General features: G+C 36.2%; 17 protein-coding genes. 12 read left to right on the plus strand and 5 right to left on the minus strand.

Going from position 1 to position 16,291, the window contains the following annotated elements:
- The first annotated feature begins 159 nt into the window (after window positions 1-159).
- The gene (locus AB1444_03000) at window positions 160-855 is read left to right on the plus strand and encodes a FecR family protein (protein MEW6525617.1); all 696 of its coding nucleotides are present in this window, start codon (window positions 160-162) and stop codon (window positions 853-855) included.
- Window positions 824-1,603 (plus strand): HEAT repeat domain-containing protein, encoded by a 780-nt coding sequence (locus AB1444_03005; GenBank protein MEW6525618.1) that lies wholly within the window; start codon window positions 824-826, stop codon window positions 1,601-1,603. Before AB1444_03000 ends, AB1444_03005 begins: the two co-directional genes overlap by 32 nt.
- A gap of 14 nt (window positions 1,604-1,617) precedes the next feature.
- Here AB1444_03005 and AB1444_03010 read toward each other — a convergent pair whose 3' ends face one another.
- The gene (locus AB1444_03010) at window positions 1,618-2,277 is read right to left on the minus strand and encodes a hypothetical protein (GenBank protein MEW6525619.1); all 660 of its coding nucleotides are present in this window, start codon (window positions 2,275-2,277) and stop codon (window positions 1,618-1,620) included.
- A gap of 216 nt (window positions 2,278-2,493) precedes the next feature.
- Here AB1444_03010 and AB1444_03015 point away from each other — a divergent pair, with 216 nt between their 5' ends.
- Window positions 2,494-3,594, plus strand: a complete 1,101-nt coding sequence (locus AB1444_03015; protein ID MEW6525620.1) for a CDP-alcohol phosphatidyltransferase family protein — start codon at window positions 2,494-2,496, stop codon at window positions 3,592-3,594.
- Window positions 3,595-3,633: 39 nt separating this feature from the next.
- Here the strand turns inward: AB1444_03015 and AB1444_03020 are convergent, their stop codons facing one another.
- On the minus strand, window positions 3,634-3,831 hold the full coding sequence (locus tag AB1444_03020) for a zinc ribbon domain-containing protein (protein MEW6525621.1): 198 nt from the start codon (window positions 3,829-3,831) through the stop codon (window positions 3,634-3,636).
- An 89-nt stretch (window positions 3,832-3,920) separates the two neighbouring features.
- On the opposite strand from AB1444_03020, the gene surE reads away from it, so the two are divergent.
- The 5 genes from surE (at window position 3,921) to AB1444_03045 (ending at window position 9,449) form a co-directional block, all read left to right on the plus strand.
- On the plus strand, window positions 3,921-4,679 hold the full coding sequence (surE, locus tag AB1444_03025; GenBank protein ID MEW6525622.1) for a 5'/3'-nucleotidase SurE: 759 nt from the start codon (window positions 3,921-3,923) through the stop codon (window positions 4,677-4,679).
- Window positions 4,667-5,359 carry a tetratricopeptide repeat protein gene (locus tag AB1444_03030; GenBank protein MEW6525623.1) on the plus strand — a complete coding sequence of 231 codons (693 nt, stop codon included), beginning with the start codon at window positions 4,667-4,669 and terminating at the stop codon, window positions 5,357-5,359. Before surE ends, AB1444_03030 begins: the two co-directional genes overlap by 13 nt.
- 403 nt (window positions 5,360-5,762) lie before the next feature.
- The gene (locus AB1444_03035) at window positions 5,763-6,371 is read left to right on the plus strand and encodes a TetR/AcrR family transcriptional regulator (protein ID MEW6525624.1); all 609 of its coding nucleotides are present in this window, start codon (window positions 5,763-5,765) and stop codon (window positions 6,369-6,371) included.
- Between the two features lie 116 nt (window positions 6,372-6,487).
- Window positions 6,488-7,765, plus strand: coding sequence for a HEAT repeat domain-containing protein (locus AB1444_03040; protein MEW6525625.1), 1,278 nt, complete (start codon window positions 6,488-6,490; stop codon window positions 7,763-7,765).
- 37 nt (window positions 7,766-7,802) lie between these two features.
- Window positions 7,803-9,449, plus strand: coding sequence for an NAD+ synthase (locus AB1444_03045; GenBank protein ID MEW6525626.1), 1,647 nt, complete (start codon window positions 7,803-7,805; stop codon window positions 9,447-9,449).
- Between the two features lies 1 nt (window position 9,450).
- Here AB1444_03045 and AB1444_03050 read toward each other — a convergent pair whose 3' ends face one another.
- Window positions 9,451-10,104 (minus strand): HAD family hydrolase, encoded by a 654-nt coding sequence (locus AB1444_03050; GenBank protein MEW6525627.1) that lies wholly within the window; start codon window positions 10,102-10,104, stop codon window positions 9,451-9,453.
- Window positions 10,105-10,249: 145 nt separating this feature from the next.
- Between AB1444_03050 and AB1444_03055 the strand changes: the two genes are divergently transcribed.
- Entirely contained in the window at window positions 10,250-11,197 is a 948-nt protein-coding gene (locus AB1444_03055) for an aspartate carbamoyltransferase catalytic subunit (protein MEW6525628.1), read from the plus strand.
- Window positions 11,197-12,471: a dihydroorotase gene (locus AB1444_03060; protein MEW6525629.1), complete on the plus strand. Its 1,275-nt coding sequence runs from the start codon at window positions 11,197-11,199 to the stop codon at window positions 12,469-12,471. The genes AB1444_03055 and AB1444_03060 overlap by 1 nt, the downstream gene beginning before the upstream one ends.
- Here the strand turns inward: AB1444_03060 and AB1444_03065 are convergent.
- On the minus strand, window positions 12,464-13,069 hold the full coding sequence (locus AB1444_03065) for a GDSL-type esterase/lipase family protein (protein ID MEW6525630.1): 606 nt from the start codon (window positions 13,067-13,069) through the stop codon (window positions 12,464-12,466). The genes AB1444_03060 and AB1444_03065 overlap by 8 nt on opposite strands.
- A gap of 160 nt (window positions 13,070-13,229) precedes the next feature.
- Here AB1444_03065 and AB1444_03070 point away from each other — a divergent pair, with 160 nt between their 5' ends.
- Window positions 13,230-14,003, plus strand: coding sequence for an SDR family oxidoreductase (locus tag AB1444_03070; GenBank protein ID MEW6525631.1), 774 nt, complete (start codon window positions 13,230-13,232; stop codon window positions 14,001-14,003).
- Window positions 14,004-14,009: 6 nt separating this feature from the next.
- A complete protein-coding gene (locus tag AB1444_03075) occupies window positions 14,010-14,669 on the plus strand; it encodes an HAD family hydrolase (GenBank protein MEW6525632.1) in 660 nt (219 codons plus the stop codon).
- Between the two features lie 3 nt (window positions 14,670-14,672).
- On the opposite strand, the gene guaB is transcribed toward AB1444_03075, so the two are convergent.
- Window positions 14,673-16,169 carry an IMP dehydrogenase gene (guaB, locus tag AB1444_03080; protein ID MEW6525633.1) on the minus strand — a complete coding sequence of 499 codons (1,497 nt, stop codon included), beginning with the start codon at window positions 16,167-16,169 and terminating at the stop codon, window positions 14,673-14,675.
- Between the last annotated feature and the right edge of the window lie 122 nt (window positions 16,170-16,291).

Genomic DNA, 16,291 nt, shown 5'->3' on the forward strand with positions numbered 1-16,291 from the left:
GTCATAGTATACCATGAATGTTGGGGATAGAAACGTATAGAGAAATTTGCAATGAATAGTGACCTGGAGAACCTCAGTGCTATTCATTATAAAGGCACCCATGAGGCTCTTGAAAGGGATGTTTATTATCATAATGTTCTGTGTTGGAGGAGAGCAATTATGAAGCAATGTATAAGGAATAGTGTAATAATCATTTTATCCCTGTTTTTTACTGTTAATGCAATGGCAAAGCCGGTGGGGAAAATCCTGGATTTGTCGGGGGATGTTGATATTACATCAGCTTCAGGAAAACGAATAATTCCTGATGAGGGGACAATACTGGAAGATACAGATAAAATCAGGACTGGAAGAAAATCGTTTGTATCTGTTTTATTAAATGATGGAAGCAAACTGTTTATCCGGGAGATATCGGTGCTATATGTTAAGGATATCAGATTAAAAGAGGCCGATCAGCCTACAAAAATTCAAATGATTACCGGCAAATTGCGGGTAATTGCAGCAAAAACAATAAAGGGCAGCAGTGTGATTGTTTATACACCTACAGCAATTGCGGGGGTAAGGGGTACTGATTTTGGCATTATAGCAACACAATTTGAAACCAAGGTTGTGGTTTTCAAAGGCGAAGTAGAAGTTGCAAACAGGGATACAAATATATTAAAATCATATATATTAAAAGATAGAGAAGAAACAAGGGTTTCCTATCAACAACCTCCTGAAGAACCCGTTACAGTTCCTGATTATATGTTGCCCAAGTGGTTTGATAGTTATGTAATTGATGAAAAGAGAAATATTATTATCAAGATTAAACAGGAGGAAGGATTAATTGACCAGCTCCTGCGGAAAAAAGATTTTTAATGGATTGTTGATATGGATGCTCAGTATTTTGATTGGGTCATGTAATTCCATCAAGCCTATTACCGGATATGATTCTGTTCTGTTATACTATGAAAATGGATACAAAAGTGATAACTGGAAAACCCGGTTAGAAGCTATAAAGGCGGTTGCATCAATTAAAGGTGAAAGAGCTGAAAACCTTATTATTCAAGCTTTACATGATCCGCATAATGCTGTAAAAATTGAAGCTTTGCAAATACTTTCTAAAAGGCCAATCAAACGGGCACGTGTTTATATAAGGGATTTAGCCCTCAATAGCCAGAATGACAATGTGCGATGGAATGCTTTGCGTACATTATCTCACTACCGCGATCCCCGTGACGTATCTATTTTTATTTATAATTTCAATAACGACGATTGGCTAATCAGAGAAGCATCTATCATAGGATTACTAAGTATTGATGACTACTCAACAAAGTATATTCATATGAATATTATTATTAAGGCTCTAGATGATCCATCTATAAGTGTTAAGTTTGCTGTGCTGTCACATCTTACTATCAAAGATACTGCATTATACAGTAAACTTATCCAGATGTTACAAGAAGAAAATAATCCACCATCTCTTCTGATTGCCATATTACAAGCTTTACAGGCATATACAATTGAAGAAAAGGACAGGGATAAAATTGTTGAACTGCTTACCCACAGCAATGCAACTGTCAGGATAACAGCCTTGCATACGTTAAAGGGTAAGAAAGATATGTGATTCCAATTAATAAATTAATTTTTCTTTTCTTTTGCTATATAGATCTTGTTCTGATTATCAACAATATCTTTCTTATATTCTTCAGGCAACTGTTCGCCAAGTACCTGGTAAACTTTAAAGCAATTTTCCTTTGCTCTCCGGAAATAATAGATGGCATCTATTGGCTTTGACCTGACCAGATAATCATTTGCAATTTTAATACCATAACTTGCATTGCTAATAAGAGGATCAACAGATGGATTTGGCTTTGTCTGTTCAATTGAAGCTTTGAGAGAATGACGGACTCCCATTTTTATAACCTGAATATGAAGCTTTTCAGCCTGTTCCTTATAGAGCTTTGCCAATCTCATGGCTACTTCTTTAATATCTTTTTCATTTTTTGTAAAAAGATTAGCAGAAGCTATCATCTCATTTCTGAAATACAGTGCGCTTGCTTCAGCATATGTATCTACTAAACTATTAAATTCCTGTTCGCCACCACCAAAATTATAGATAGCAGTTCTGAGCAATTTTATATTTTTAAAATTATCATAGCTTAATCGCTGGATAACTGCTTCCGCATCATAGAGAGGATTAAATTGTTTCTCTGGATTTTCCTGTGCGTGTGGAGCTGAGTAAAGTATTAAGCATACAACAAGAAAAATAATAGACAAAAAGAAATTTACATATTTCATAATGATATCTCCTTTATAAAAAACATTAAGATGATATACTTACATGGTAAGAGTAATTATACAATATCTAAAGTATTAAAGTCAAGTAAAATGTTATATCAATGTCATATAAAAACATCTTGACGTAATTATGTAAAAAAAGGTTTTAAGATATAATTACTGGATGATTTATGGCGCAGTAAAACTGGGTTAAGAATTCCTTAAAAGGGTAATGACATGATACAAAAAGCATATATTTATAGTCTTCAAAGATATAACACTAAAAAAAAGATCTGTGGTTTATATATCCTTGAACGGCTGATTTATACACTTCAAAAAGTTGGGATTAAACAAATATATATTATGTTAGATGAACAGGAAAAAATATTTTATGAACATACAATAGCGCCACATATAAAAAAAAGGAAGATTCACCTACAGCAGTGCTTACCGGGTGATGTCCCTGAAAAAGGGTCTTTGTATGTGCCATCAAACCTGTTTGTACAGCCTCATTATTTTGAAAATTTTAATGATTACTTTAGGCAAAACAAGGGATTATTTGAACCAGTTTTAAATGATAAACAATTTATAATTTCCACTGATGAAGATTTAAAGAAAGCTGAATTTCTGGTTGTGAAATATATCATAGACAATACTGGCGGGTATATTGCAAAAAATATTAATAAACGAATTTCCATCCCAATTAGTTTGCAACTGGCCAAAACAAGGATACATCCCAATATACTTACTATGATCAATATGATGGTGGGTTTTTTAAGTGCATATTATGTACTACAGGGGTCATACTGGCAGATAGTTTTAGGGGGGCTCCTGTTTCAACTGGCATCAGTGTTTGATGGCGTGGATGGTGAAGTTGCTAAATTTACATTCAAAGTTTCAAAAATTGGTGGATGGCTTGATACGATTGGGGATAATGGCACACTGCTTTTATTCTTAATTGCCGTATCAGTATTATATTTTAAAAATACCTCGACACTTGCAGCCAGTATAATAGTAACGTTGCTTTTTGTGGGTTTGTTCTGGTTTATTGGTATGATCGTATGGTATTTGCGAAAATTCAGTGAATCAGGATCACTGGTTGCATACGATAAGGAGTTTTTACAGAAATTACCTCCAGATGATTTGTTGGTTAAGTTTGCTCTCAGTATGAAATATTTTACCAAGAAAGAATTTTTTGCTCTTTTCTTTTTTTGTATAAGTTTTACCGGTAAAATCTATTATTTAATTCCTATAATCACCTGTACAGTTTGTTGTGGTGCTATCATTCTTACCATTATTAATAAAAAATATTTCAAAATAGTTGATACGTTGCGGTAATGTTGCATAAATAAGTAATCTTTTTTAAAAAGTAATGGATTATTTACAGTGAGCGCAGTTTTTCCCAGAACAACCAGAACATGATGATTGACCACGAATAGTGCTGACAAGCGAAATGATTTTTTCTGTGTCATGAGAGTGGCACTGCGGGCAGGGTGGACAGTTACTATCTCCCATTTTTTTGAGCTCACTGTAGATATGATGACATGTATTGCATCTATATTCGTATACAGGCATAATGTTACACACGCACAAGTGATGTATATTGTATTATATAGCACATGCGTATGATAGCAGTAAAGAAAATATTAAATTAAGAGAACATTATGAATATTCTGATAACTAATGATGATGGCATTCATGCCAGGGGATTGCAGATTTTGAAAAAAGTTTTATCGGACAATTATTCGGTATATGCGATAGCTCCTGATAAAGAACGAAGCGGATGTTCTAACGCAATTCAGATACGTAAATCAATAAAGGTTGAACAACTAGATGAATTTACCTTTGCTGTTGATGGGTTTACTGCTGATTGTGTCAATATAGGATTACATGGGGGGCTTATTCCACCAGTTGATCTTGTGATATCAGGTATTAATCACGGTCCTAATCTGGGTGATGATATATATTTTTCAGGAACGGTTGCAGGTGCCAGGACAGCATATATTTTTGGTGTCAGTGGCATTGCTTTGTCAATAGATAGTTATGAAGAGTCAGATTATTTTTACGATGCCTCATTATTTGTACTGGAACTGTTAAAAGATTTTCCCCTGCATAGTAAAAAACCACTTTTTTTGAATATCAACTATCCCGACCTGCCACGATCTGCCATAAAAGGTGTGCAGTATACAAGTTTGGGGAAACGATTTTATCGTGATTCATATCGCATTATACAAAGCAAGAATAATAATTTTGACATGGAATTGGATGGTACAATTGAAAATGATGAAAAAACAGGGAGCGATGTTACTGAGTTACGGAATGGATATATTGTAGTAACCCCATTGACTATAGATTGTACGGATTATGACTTTATAGATCGATTGAAAACAAGAGAGATAACAAATCATATATGGAAGAATTAGACATACACAAACAGATTACAGCATTGCTTGATCAGGTCACCCATCTTCTTAATTATAAAAAGGATTTTGCTCACGCTAAAAATACCTTGCATAAGCTTGAATCAATGGATGCAGAAAACCCTGTAGTATTGTACAATTTAGCAATTGTCTGTATTCATTTGCAGGATTATGAAGGCGCTATTGATTACCTGAAGCGGTGTATGTCATTGCCGATGACATTTATAGATATACGACAGGTTCGTAAGGTGTATATATTTGCATTATTGCAGAAAGGGGATTATGACAAGGCTTTAGATGAATTGCAGCAACAAAATGACCAGGATGATGCTATTATCCAGATGAAGGCATTTGCACTTGAGAAAAAGGGTAACTATCGCCAGGCTTTGCAGCTGTATGAAAGGATACTTGAACATAACCCTGATAATGTGAATGCCTGCAATGCTATAGCGTATATTTGGGCACTTATCCCAAATGGTAATCTGAGTAAGGCTTTGGAAATGGCTAAAAAAGCAGTATCCCATGCTCCCAACAATGCAGCATATAACGATACATTGGGGTATGTTTATTACAAAAGAGGGGAATATAATCTGGCAAAAAAATTTCTAAAAAAAGCTCTTTCACTTAAGCCTGATAATAGTGAAATACGCAAGCATATTGATGAATTGCTGAACATTAGCTAAGGCAAATGATTATACCTAAAATTTTAATTATAAAATAGAAGAAGCTGACTGTGCTATATAGTACCGATAAAAAAGCTACTGTAAAGTGTTCTTATTACAGTAAAGTGTTGAATTATAACAATATTAAAATTATAAAAAGTTGTTGACGCAAAAAAGTATGCTATGTATAACGTTTATAGTAAAGAATCTTTTTTTATATAAAATAATGAAAATGTTAACGATATGTATAATAAGGATAGATGATTATCGAAAATAAAAGGAATATATAGTATATGAGTAAAGAATTGCAGGAAAAAGCTGAAAGAATGATTAAGGAACTTCAGGAAGCTTTGCAACCAATCAAAGAAGAATTGCTTCGTGTAAAAGGTGAAATTAAATAGAATTTATTTAAAGGGGTATACAGATGCCAGCAAAAGGACAAAAACGGCGACAACAAATTGTAGATATTGCTAAAAAGATGTTTATAGAGAAGGGTTTCCAGAGTACCCATATAGGGCAGGTCTGTGAAGAATTGAATATTGCCCGGGGGACAGTATATCAGTATTTTGGTAATAAAAGAGAAATCCTCTATGCAATTATGGAATCTATTGAAGAAACTATTGATGATATTCTTGATCCTGATGATCTCAGGGATCTTTTAAAAGACAATCCATCACAGAAGGATATAATCAAATTCAATACTGATAGGATAACTGAATGTATCAAGGCTATTTTAAGTGAGCCAATCGTAATTAAGCTCATATTTAAAGATATTGTAGGCATAGATGAAGAGGTAATTGAACGTGTTGACCAGTTTTTAAAACATTTGATTAATATTGTTTCTCGGGATATAGAAGAGATAAAGAAAAAAGGCCTTTACAAGAAGACGCTAAATTCAGAAATTACTGCAATTATGCTTATTGGCTCGGTAATGTTTTTGGTATACCAGTTTGATAAGGAAAAAAAGGATGTTACTGACAAAGAGGTTATTAATTCACTGGTGACACATTATTTCAGTGGTGTATTGAAATAGTACTTTTACTATGATATGTCCTTTATATCCCGGCCCAGGAGGGTCGGGTTTTTTTATTGATTATAAATCTGCACTATTTTACTGTAACCTGACTATACTATGATGGTGTCATCTTTATGAAGAAAATAAGTATTGTAGTAGCTTTTGTTTTTATTGCCTATACGGTAAGTTTTGCAAGTGATGAATGTATTACGGCACTTGCGAATAATGTAGAAGATAGTTATATTGACCTTTCTGATGAATGCATCCTGAAATTGAAAGAGTTAATTGTCAAAGGGAAAGATAACGATCAAAAGATACAGGCATTACAGGTATTGAAAAAAAGTAAAGTACGAACTAATATAGAATTTTTTAAGGATATATTGCATTCAGTACATTCAATAACAGTACAGCAAATGGTTATTGAAATACTATCTGATATGCATGATAAAAAAGTGTTGCCGGTGATAATTGAATTTTTGCCATCACCATTTTTTGCAGTGAGGGAATCAGTCATACTGGCGCTAAAAAAGAATGGTGATGATAGAATGTACCCGTATATTATCCGTTTAGCCATAAGTGATGATGTTATCCAGAGAATATATGCATTAGAAGCGCTGTACCATCTCTATGACAATAGGTTTTATGAAATTATTGTCAGGCTTCTTCAGGATAACAATAAATCGGTGCGGTATTTTGCCCTTGATTGTGTTGTCCATAATGAAATCAGCGCTGCTTTGCCATATGTGCGCTCGATTGCCTCAAATGATGAAAATGAGGAAGTACGGGTAAAAGCTATAAATGTTTTATCAGCTTTGCATGATAGGATAGCATATTATATTTTTGTCCGTGCACTATCAGATTATTCTGATCTTGTGCGGGATGCTGCAGTTGATGCTCTGTCAGTCTTTCTATCTAAAGAAAGTACTATATATTTATCACGGCAGTTGTTAACTGAACGAGAAGTTTATATAAAACGAAAGATAATAAAAGCACTTATAAATGCTAAAAATTTAGGTGATATGAGGGGATTACAACATATTGTGCACAATGAAGAAAACAGAAGCTTGCGCATTTATGCAGTCTATGCCTTGGGGGTAATACGTGATGAACGCACACTACCGCTGATTATAGAGTCATTAGATGATGAAGATTTTAGAATACGCGCAGAGGCTGCAGCTGCCCTATCACAGTTTAAAGGTAAAAATGTAGTGATTTCGTTGCTTGAGTATTACCCAAAAGAAAAGGAAGTATATGTCAAAACAGCAATTATTTTCTCTTTAAAAAGAATATGTGATGCAGGTTCATTACAAAAATTATTTATTATTTACACACAGGAACAGGATCTGGTTTTGAAAATGATTTTAAGCAACACTATTCAGCATATCATTACAAGAAACATACGACAATATTAGGATATTTACAATAGGACACATTCAAAGGGTAATTATTATGAAGATTGCGATAGCTCAAATTAATCCAATCATTGCAGATATTGAGGGGAATTGTAATAAGATTTCTCATTTTGTTACTCTTGCAAAAGAAAAGGGAGCAGATTTAGTTATTTTCCCTGAGATGGCTACAATTGGGTACCCTCCTATGGATTTATTGGAGCATAAAAAACTCATTGATGATAATCTTAGGGCATTAGAGGCAATAGCTCCTTTAAGCAGTAATTGCGGTATTATTTGCGGATATGTAGATTATAATTATGATAATCCTCCAATGCTGTATAATGCTGCAGCCTTTATGTATGATGGGAAAATACAGTCAAAGCATTATAAAACACTCCTTCCCACCTATGATGTATTTGATGAATTACGATACTTTTCACCTGCACCATCTCAGGAGATAATTACCTATAAAGGAATTAATATTGGTGTTACCATATGTGAAGATATATGGAATGACATGAGCCTGAGCGAGGATATGTTTATGGAGTTCAGGCACTATGCTGTTGATCCCATTGAAAACTGTATTAAAAAAGGTGCTCATGTACTGGTAAATATTTCAGCATCCCCGTATGTAAAGGGGAAAAATTCAATAAAATGGACTAAAATCCAGCATGTTGCCAAAAAACATAAGGTGCCTGTAATCTATGTCAATCAGGTTGGGGGTAATGATAGCCTTATATTTGATGGGAACAGTTTTGTTATTGATAAAAAGGGGAATTTTATACTCAAAGCTAAAGATTTTCAGGAAGATTGCATTGTGTTTGATACAGAAAAAGAATATATGCACATAAGCTGTGAGGAGGATTTCATTGCTGACATTGAGAAAGCACTCATTCTAGGCATACGGGATTATGTATATAAATCGGGATTTAAAAAAGTTGTCATAGGTTTAAGTGGCGGAATTGACTCGGCATTGACAGCATGTCTGGCTGTTAAGGCTTTAGGACCCAAAAATGTGTTGGGGATTACCATGCCATCCAAATTCTCTTCAAAGGGAAGTGTTGATGATTCAGTAGCTTTGGCACACAATTTAGGAATAGATATCCATACTATTCCCATAAAAAATCTTTTTGAAACCTATATCCATGAGTTAAATCCCTTCTTTAAAGACTTACCATTTGATATTGCAGAAGAGAATATACAGGCACGAATACGTGGAAATATATTGATGGCATTCAGCAACAAATTTGGTATGATGTTACTCACCACGGGAAATAAATCGGAATTATCAATGGGCTACTGTACCCTATATGGTGACATGGCAGGTGGCCTTGCAGTGCTTTCTGATGTGCCAAAGACTCTGGTTTATGCACTATCCTATTATATTAACAAAGATAAAGAGATAATACCCAAATCAATACTTGAAAAAGCACCATCTGCAGAGTTACGTGAAAATCAGAAAGATCAGGATTCACTGCCTCCGTATGAGGTACTAGACCAGATTATTGAACGATATGTGGAATTGAAAATGAGTGCAGAACAGATTATTGGCGATGGGTTTGATCCTGACATAGTATATTCTGTGTTGCGAACTATCGACCGAAATGAATATAAGCGAAAACAGGCGCCAGTAGGATTAAAGGTAACCACCAAGGCTTTTGGTGTTGGAAGGCGAATACCCATTGTTCAGAGATTCAAGCATTGAATTACCACCTGTGCACAGGCCAGCCTTTCAAGCGAGCTAGTTTTAATAAGGCTGGCTGTGGATTGACACATTGAGGAAATCCCACAGCTTCCAGAACAGGTATATCGGCAATAGAATCAGCATAGTAATAAGTAGATTTGATGTCTACGCTATGATTTGTGCAAAACTGAATGGCTCTATTAAGTTTTTCTATCCCGTAACAGTAATTGCCTTTTATTGAACCGGTGTAGTAACCATTGTTTACTTCCAGCTCAGTACATAGAACATCATCAAAGTGAAGATGTTTCATTACCGGTTTACATATAAAATCAAGAGATGCAGAAAGTAATACAATGGATGCTCCCTTAGCTTTATGCATATACATTGATTCAAGAGCCTGAGGATAAATGTAATGTTTTACTGTCTCTTCAAAAAATATTTCAGAATACTGTTCTATGGTTTTGGCTTCCATTCCTTTTAATCTTCTAACCCAATTTGTTATTAATGATTGTGTATTGATAATGCCTGATTTATAGAACAATGAGAGTATGATACCATTAATAAGAGATAATAATGGTATCATACCTCTTTTATAAAGGTCCCTGACGATAAGTGTACCTGAACTTGATGCAAGGATGGTATGATCAAGGTCATAAAAGGCAATATAGTCGCTCATATATTCTCCTTTTTTAGGATGTACACTGAGATCACAAGTGTATAGTGTATGCATAATAGTGCAATCAAAAATATATTTAAAAAAATTATTGAAAATATTTATGCTATTTGGGATGATATATAACAAATAAAAGGTAATACAGGATATGAGTGGTTTACAAAGAAAAGACTTACTGGATATACAATCATTAACTACCGAAGAAATTTTATTAATATGTAACTCTGCAAAATATTTCAAGGCCCTTTTTACGCGATCAATTAAAACAGTGCCAATTTTACGAGGTAAGACTGTTTGCCTTTTATTTTATGAGCCCTCAACTCGCACACGCATAAGTTTTGAGCTGGCAGCAAAACGCCTTTCAGCAGATTTAATAAATATTGCGGTGCAAACATCAAGCGTGGTAAAAGGAGAATCTCTGATTGATACTGTGCATACGCTGGAAGCGTATAAAGCAGATTTTATTGTTATGCGTCATGCGGCCTCATTAGCGCCGCATTTTTTATCTCGTAATATAAAATCATCAGTGATTAATGCAGGGGATGGCAACCATGCTCATCCAACGCAAGCTCTGCTGGATGCATACTCACTGATGGAAATAGTGGGTACTATCAATGGATTGCATATTGGTATTGTGGGTGATATTCTTCATTCACGTGTTGCTCGTTCTGATATTGAGATTTTTAAGCGATTGGGAGCAAAGGTTAGCCTGATTGGTCCTCCCACGCTGGTTCCTGATGAATTCAGGATGTATGGTGTTGATATTTATTATGAGTTTGATGAAATACTTCCTCATCTTAATGTTATTAACATGTTGCGTATACAGCGTGAACGCCAGCAGGGTTCATTTTTCCCTTCAATACGGGAATACCATAAACGCTTTGCTTTGACCAAAGAACGCCTTAAACGATGTAAGAAAGATGTTATTGTGATGCATCCCGGACCAATTAACCGGGGTATTGAAATAGACGATGAGGTGGCCGATAGTTCCCATGCAATAATAAATGAACAGGTCACCAATGGGGTAGCAGTACGGATGGCTATTTTTTATCTTCTTGCAGGCGGAGCTCCACTGGATGAGAAAGAGGTTGAGTAATGAAATTGTTAATTAAATATGGCAGATTAATTGACCCTGCTTCACAAACTGATGAAGAATTTGATATTCTTGTTGCAGACGGCAAAATAGTTACGATAGATAAGAATATTAAAAAGGATGAAGCACAGCTTATTAATGCAAAGGATTGCATTGTGGTTCCCGGGCTGGTGGATATGCATGTCCATTTCAGAGAACCTGGCCGTGAGGATGTTGAAACTATTATAGGAGGCTCCAGAGTTGCAGCTAAATCAGGGTACACCAGTGTATGTACCATGCCAAATACAAGTCCCGTGATTGATAATCAGGCGCTTGTACGATATATAAAAAAGCAGGCAGAATCGGGGCCAATTAATGTTTATCCTGTTGCAGCTATAACGAAAGGTTCAATGGGTGAAGAACTTACTGAAATGGGTGAGCTGGTTGAAGGTGGTGCAATAGCATTCAGTGATGATGGTAAACCCGTTATGAACTCAACCACCATGAGGCGCGCATTAGAGTATTCAAGGATGTTTAACGTTCCCATTATAACGCATGCAGAGGATATCACATTATCTGGTGGTGGGATAATGAACGAAGGGAACAATTCAATATTTTTGGGTTTAAAAGGAATCCCCCGTGAAGCTGAAGAGATTATGATTGCACGTGATGTATTGCTTACACGTTTAACAAAAGGGAGATTGCATGTAGCTCATGTTTCATCCAAAGGTTCACTGGATATTATTGCCATGGCCAAACGGAATAATATACAGGTAACCTGTGAGACAGCACCGCATTATTTTTCACTGACCGATGATGCCATAGCGGAACATCTTTCCATGGCAAAAATGAACCCGCCATTACGTACAGAAGAAGATAGAAAGGCAATTATTGAAGGATTGCGCAATGGCTTAATTGAAGTAATTGCCACCGACCATGCTCCTCATCTTCACAATGAAAAGATGCAGGAGATAGCATTTGCACCGTTTGGCATTATAGGGCTTGAAACAGCAGTGCCATTAATTATTACTGTACTTGTCAAAGAGAACGGTTTTAGCTTCATACAGGCATTTGAAAAAGTTACTATAAATCCCTGTAAGATTTTAGGCATTGATAGAGGGTATATTAAAGAAGGCGCGGTTGCAGATATTACAATTATCAATCCTGATAAAAAAATTACAGTCAATGAAGATTTTATTGTTTCGCGATGTAAGAATACGCCTTTTATGGGAAAAGAGCTTTTTGGTCAGGTTGAATATACTATCTGCAATGGTGAAATAGTTTATCCCTTTAGCTGAATAAATCCTGTAATGCACGTGCCATTATATAGTAGCCTTCTTCGGTTGGGTGTACGCCATCAAACTGTACAAGTTCCTGTAATGGTGTGCCTTTGTTGACAGTGTTTTTCCAGTACTCATGTGTCTTTGATACTGGAAGATTATACTCATCAGCAATAGATAATATTGTATCATATAATTTATACGCATTTTTTGCTTCAGGGAAATCACCAAACCATACAGAAGTTAACAGTACTATATCAGATGGCAATTGTGCCTGTATAGCATTGATTATTGCCCGTATGTAGTTACCAAATACATGTGGTGAATACCCGCATGCGTAATCATTGAGAGCAAACTGTATAAGCACGCAATCAGGATTGTATGAGATGACATCATACGAAACACGGTGCAATCCGCCATCGGCTGTGTCGCCTGGTATACCTTTATTGATTATGCTAATTGATGCAGTTGGGTAGTGTGATTTTAAAAAATCATGAAAATAATCAATATATCCCTTATCAACCATCCATCCATAGGTTAATGAGTCACCTAAAGCAACGATGGTGACAGCCTGGCCATTTTTAAGTTTTTCAATAGTTTTCAGTGGTTTAATCATGGCTCTCCCACAAATTCCTTAAAAGATTGTAATGGCTGTATGAAAATTGTCAAGTAGCAAAATGGTATTGGGTGTAGTGTAGCAATGAATTCTTCTTGCAATATTAAAGTTCTACTATAGGGTAAGACAAAATTAAAAAATTTTTTAAGAGAGGTACAGGATGGATCTTAACGATAAATGCATACTATTGACAGGTGCTTCATCCGGGATAGGGAAAGCATTGCTGGAAGAATTAACAAAATACAATACAACAATTGTGGTTGGAGATATTAATCCCGGTGCTATTGCACAAAATAAACATGTAAAAGCAGTACGCTGTGATGTTAGCAAACAAAAAGATATCGACATGTTGTTTAAAAAAGCACTTGCCATTATGGGGAAAATTGATATCTGCATTGCAAATGCTGGTTTTGCCTACTATGAAAAATTACAAAAAGCTGACTACAATCATATCCACAAAATTGTGTCGGTTAATTATATTGCCCCAATTTATTTTCTTGAGAAGATGATGGAGATAAATAAAGGAAAAGAAGCATGTATGGTATTTACTGCTTCTGCAATGGCAAAATTACCGTTGCCGGGGTATGCATTATATTCAGCTACCAAAGCTGCTCTTGATGGGTTTGCCTATTCATTTAATTTTGAAAAGGAAAAAAACTTTCACCTTGTAGTGGTTTATCCCATAGCAACCAAAACTGAATTTTTTAAAACAGCAGGTGAGGGAACACCGGTACCTTTTCCCACGCAAACACCACAAGAAGTTGCCCAAGAAGTTATCAAAGGGATTCTGCACAATAAACGGTATGTGTTCCCTTCAAAAATATTCAGATGCATGATGATTGTAAACAGGATTCTACCGTTTGCCCTGTGGTGTTATGCCAAAGTTGAACAGTATAAATTTAAAAAGTGGCTTGAATCATCGGGGCGCAAATAAGTGGACATGGGAATTAACGGTGTCATATTTGACCTGGATGGGACACTTCTGGATACTATAGCAGATTTGGCATACAGTGTAAACAGTGTCCTGAAACGTTATGGGTATCGCACACATCCGGTGGAGGAATATAACCAGTTTATTGGTGATGGGATGGCAATGCTCATCCAGCGTGCGGTAGGGGAAACCTGTTCAGATAAAGATATTACAAAGCTTGTTGCTGAATTGAAAGATGAGTATGCAAAAAACTGGAACAGAGAAACAAAACAGTATCCAGGTGTGTATGACCTTTTACAGGAACTATCGCACAAAAAAATCAAGATTTCCGTTTTTTCAAATAAATCACATGAGTTTACTGTAGCAATGGTTGAATACTATTTTTCAGGTATTGCATTCAGCACAATTTTAGGGCTGCAAGATTCCATCCCCCGCAAGCCTGACCCATATGGTGCACTGCTTATTGCCCGCACCATGCAATTAGAACCAACACAGATTGCCATGATTGGTGATTCGGCTACGGACATTGAGATGGCGCATGCATGTGGTATGTATAGCATTGGCGTAAGCTGGGGCTATAGACCTGTTGCGTTGCTTTTACAGCATCATCCCCATGCAATAGCCCACACGCCTGAAGACATCATACGAATTATCACTTCAGTAACGTAATGGCTACAGATACTTGGGTTCTTTATACGAATAAATGGTATGCACACCACCTTCAATCTGGGCTGACAGAGAACGCAATTCAAAGCGAAGCTCTTCTTTATAAAGCTTTTCGTGAAGCTCTTTAATAGTACGCACACCCATATCCTGAAAAGCGTGTTTCAAACCCTGTACCAGATAGGGCACATAATCAAACATTGAACCTTTATCAACCACAGCGCCAGAAACACCCTGGGCTACGAGTATCTTGGAGTCTTCGGCAAAATAGCGTTTTGAACCGCCTTTTTCCATGGCTTCAAGGGATGCCATACCACGATAACGTTTTAGGCGCACACCATTTTCATAAAAATATTCGCCAGGCGCTTCTTCGGTACCGGCAAACATGGAGCCCATCATTGCAGTTGATGCACCAATTGCAAGTGCTTTGGCTATATGCCCTATTGTTGCAATCCCGCCGTCGGCAATTGTAGGTATATTATATTGTTTTGCAAACTTGCTGCAGCGGTACACCGCAGTTGATTGTGCACGGCCAACAGCCATGGTAACCTGTGTGGTACAGATTGAGCCTGGACCCATGCCAATGCGAAGAGCATCTGCCCCAGCTTTGATAAGATTTTCACATTGCTCAACGGTTACAACATTACCGGCAATGACATCAAGTTCAGGGTATTTCTTTTTAATATATTTAATCATTTCTATCTGGTAGATGGAGTTGCCCTGTGCTGCATCTATAACCACAACATTGACACCAGCTTTCACAAGTTCCTGCAATCGCTCTTTTGATTCATCCTTGGTGGAAATGGCTGCTCCAACCATTAGCTGCTTGTTGGCATCTTTTGAAGCAAAGGGATATTCTCTGTTGGTAACAAGGTCATTACGGCTCATCAGGGCAACAAGCCTTCCTTCATCATCAACTATCGGTAATTTGCCCTTTTTAGATTTTTTAAGTAACTCATTTGCCTGTGTCAGTGTAATACCAACCTTTGCAGTGACAAGATCGGTGGTCATTACATCTTTTATTTTTTTTGACCGGTCAGTTTCAAAATCAATATCCCTGTTGGTAACAATGCCTACCAGTTTAGAACCTAAATTGCCATCAACAGTGATGGGTATGCCTGAAAAGCCAAATTTTTCCTTAATTTCATCAATATGGGCGATAGTATGTTCAGGAGATAATACAACCGGATCTGTTATAAATCCATTTTCAAATCGTTTAACTTTTCGTACTAAAGTTACCTGTTCCTCAATGGTATTGTTGTAATGAATGATCCCAATCCCCCCTAATAATGCTAAACTGATAGCCATCTTAGATTCAGTGACCGTGTCCATGGGGCTGGATACCAGAGGCCGTTTGAGTTTAATATTGCGAGTTAATTGTGTTTCTAAATCAACATCATCAGGGTTAAAGTCAATATAACCCGGTAATATGATAAAATCGTTATAGGATAGCCCTTGAGTAGAATTTAAAAGCTCTTCAGCTGAATATCCGTCTTTTGGTTTCATGTGGTACCTCTATGAGTCAATGAATTGTATTGTCTATAGTGTTGTGGTGTTATATAAGATATAGCATGGAGCACACTATATTTCAATTATTTGCTTAAGTATTACATATAATGGTGCAATAA

Source organism: Spirochaetota bacterium, from assembly GCA_040756435.1.
Lineage (GTDB): Bacteria > Spirochaetota > UBA4802 > UBA4802 > UB4802 > UBA4802.

Bases quoted from the DNA above. Each gene is read 5' to 3' on its own strand.
- AB1444_03000 (MEW6525617.1), top strand. From the start codon at position 160: ATGAAGCAATGTATAAGGAATAGTGTAATAATCATTTTATCCCTGTTT.
- AB1444_03010 (MEW6525619.1), bottom strand. From the start codon at position 2,277: ATGAAATATGTAAATTTCTTTTTGTCTATTATTTTTCTTGTTGTATGC.
- AB1444_03015 (MEW6525620.1), top strand. From the start codon at position 2,494: ATGATACAAAAAGCATATATTTATAGTCTTCAAAGATATAACACTAAA.
- AB1444_03020 (MEW6525621.1), bottom strand. From the start codon at position 3,831: ATGCCTGTATACGAATATAGATGCAATACATGTCATCATATCTACAGT.
- surE (MEW6525622.1), top strand. From the start codon at position 3,921: ATGAATATTCTGATAACTAATGATGATGGCATTCATGCCAGGGGATTG.
- AB1444_03030 (MEW6525623.1), top strand. From the start codon at position 4,667: ATGGAAGAATTAGACATACACAAACAGATTACAGCATTGCTTGATCAG.
- AB1444_03035 (MEW6525624.1), top strand. From the start codon at position 5,763: ATGCCAGCAAAAGGACAAAAACGGCGACAACAAATTGTAGATATTGCT.
- AB1444_03040 (MEW6525625.1), top strand. From the start codon at position 6,488: ATGAAGAAAATAAGTATTGTAGTAGCTTTTGTTTTTATTGCCTATACG.
- AB1444_03045 (MEW6525626.1), top strand. From the start codon at position 7,803: ATGAAGATTGCGATAGCTCAAATTAATCCAATCATTGCAGATATTGAG.
- AB1444_03050 (MEW6525627.1), bottom strand. From the start codon at position 10,104: ATGAGCGACTATATTGCCTTTTATGACCTTGATCATACCATCCTTGCA.
- AB1444_03055 (MEW6525628.1), top strand. From the start codon at position 10,250: ATGAGTGGTTTACAAAGAAAAGACTTACTGGATATACAATCATTAACT.
- AB1444_03060 (MEW6525629.1), top strand. From the start codon at position 11,197: ATGAAATTGTTAATTAAATATGGCAGATTAATTGACCCTGCTTCACAA.
- AB1444_03065 (MEW6525630.1), bottom strand. From the start codon at position 13,069: ATGATTAAACCACTGAAAACTATTGAAAAACTTAAAAATGGCCAGGCT.
- AB1444_03070 (MEW6525631.1), top strand. From the start codon at position 13,230: ATGGATCTTAACGATAAATGCATACTATTGACAGGTGCTTCATCCGGG.
- AB1444_03075 (MEW6525632.1), top strand. From the start codon at position 14,010: ATGGGAATTAACGGTGTCATATTTGACCTGGATGGGACACTTCTGGAT.
- guaB (MEW6525633.1), bottom strand. From the start codon at position 16,169: ATGAAACCAAAAGACGGATATTCAGCTGAAGAGCTTTTAAATTCTACT.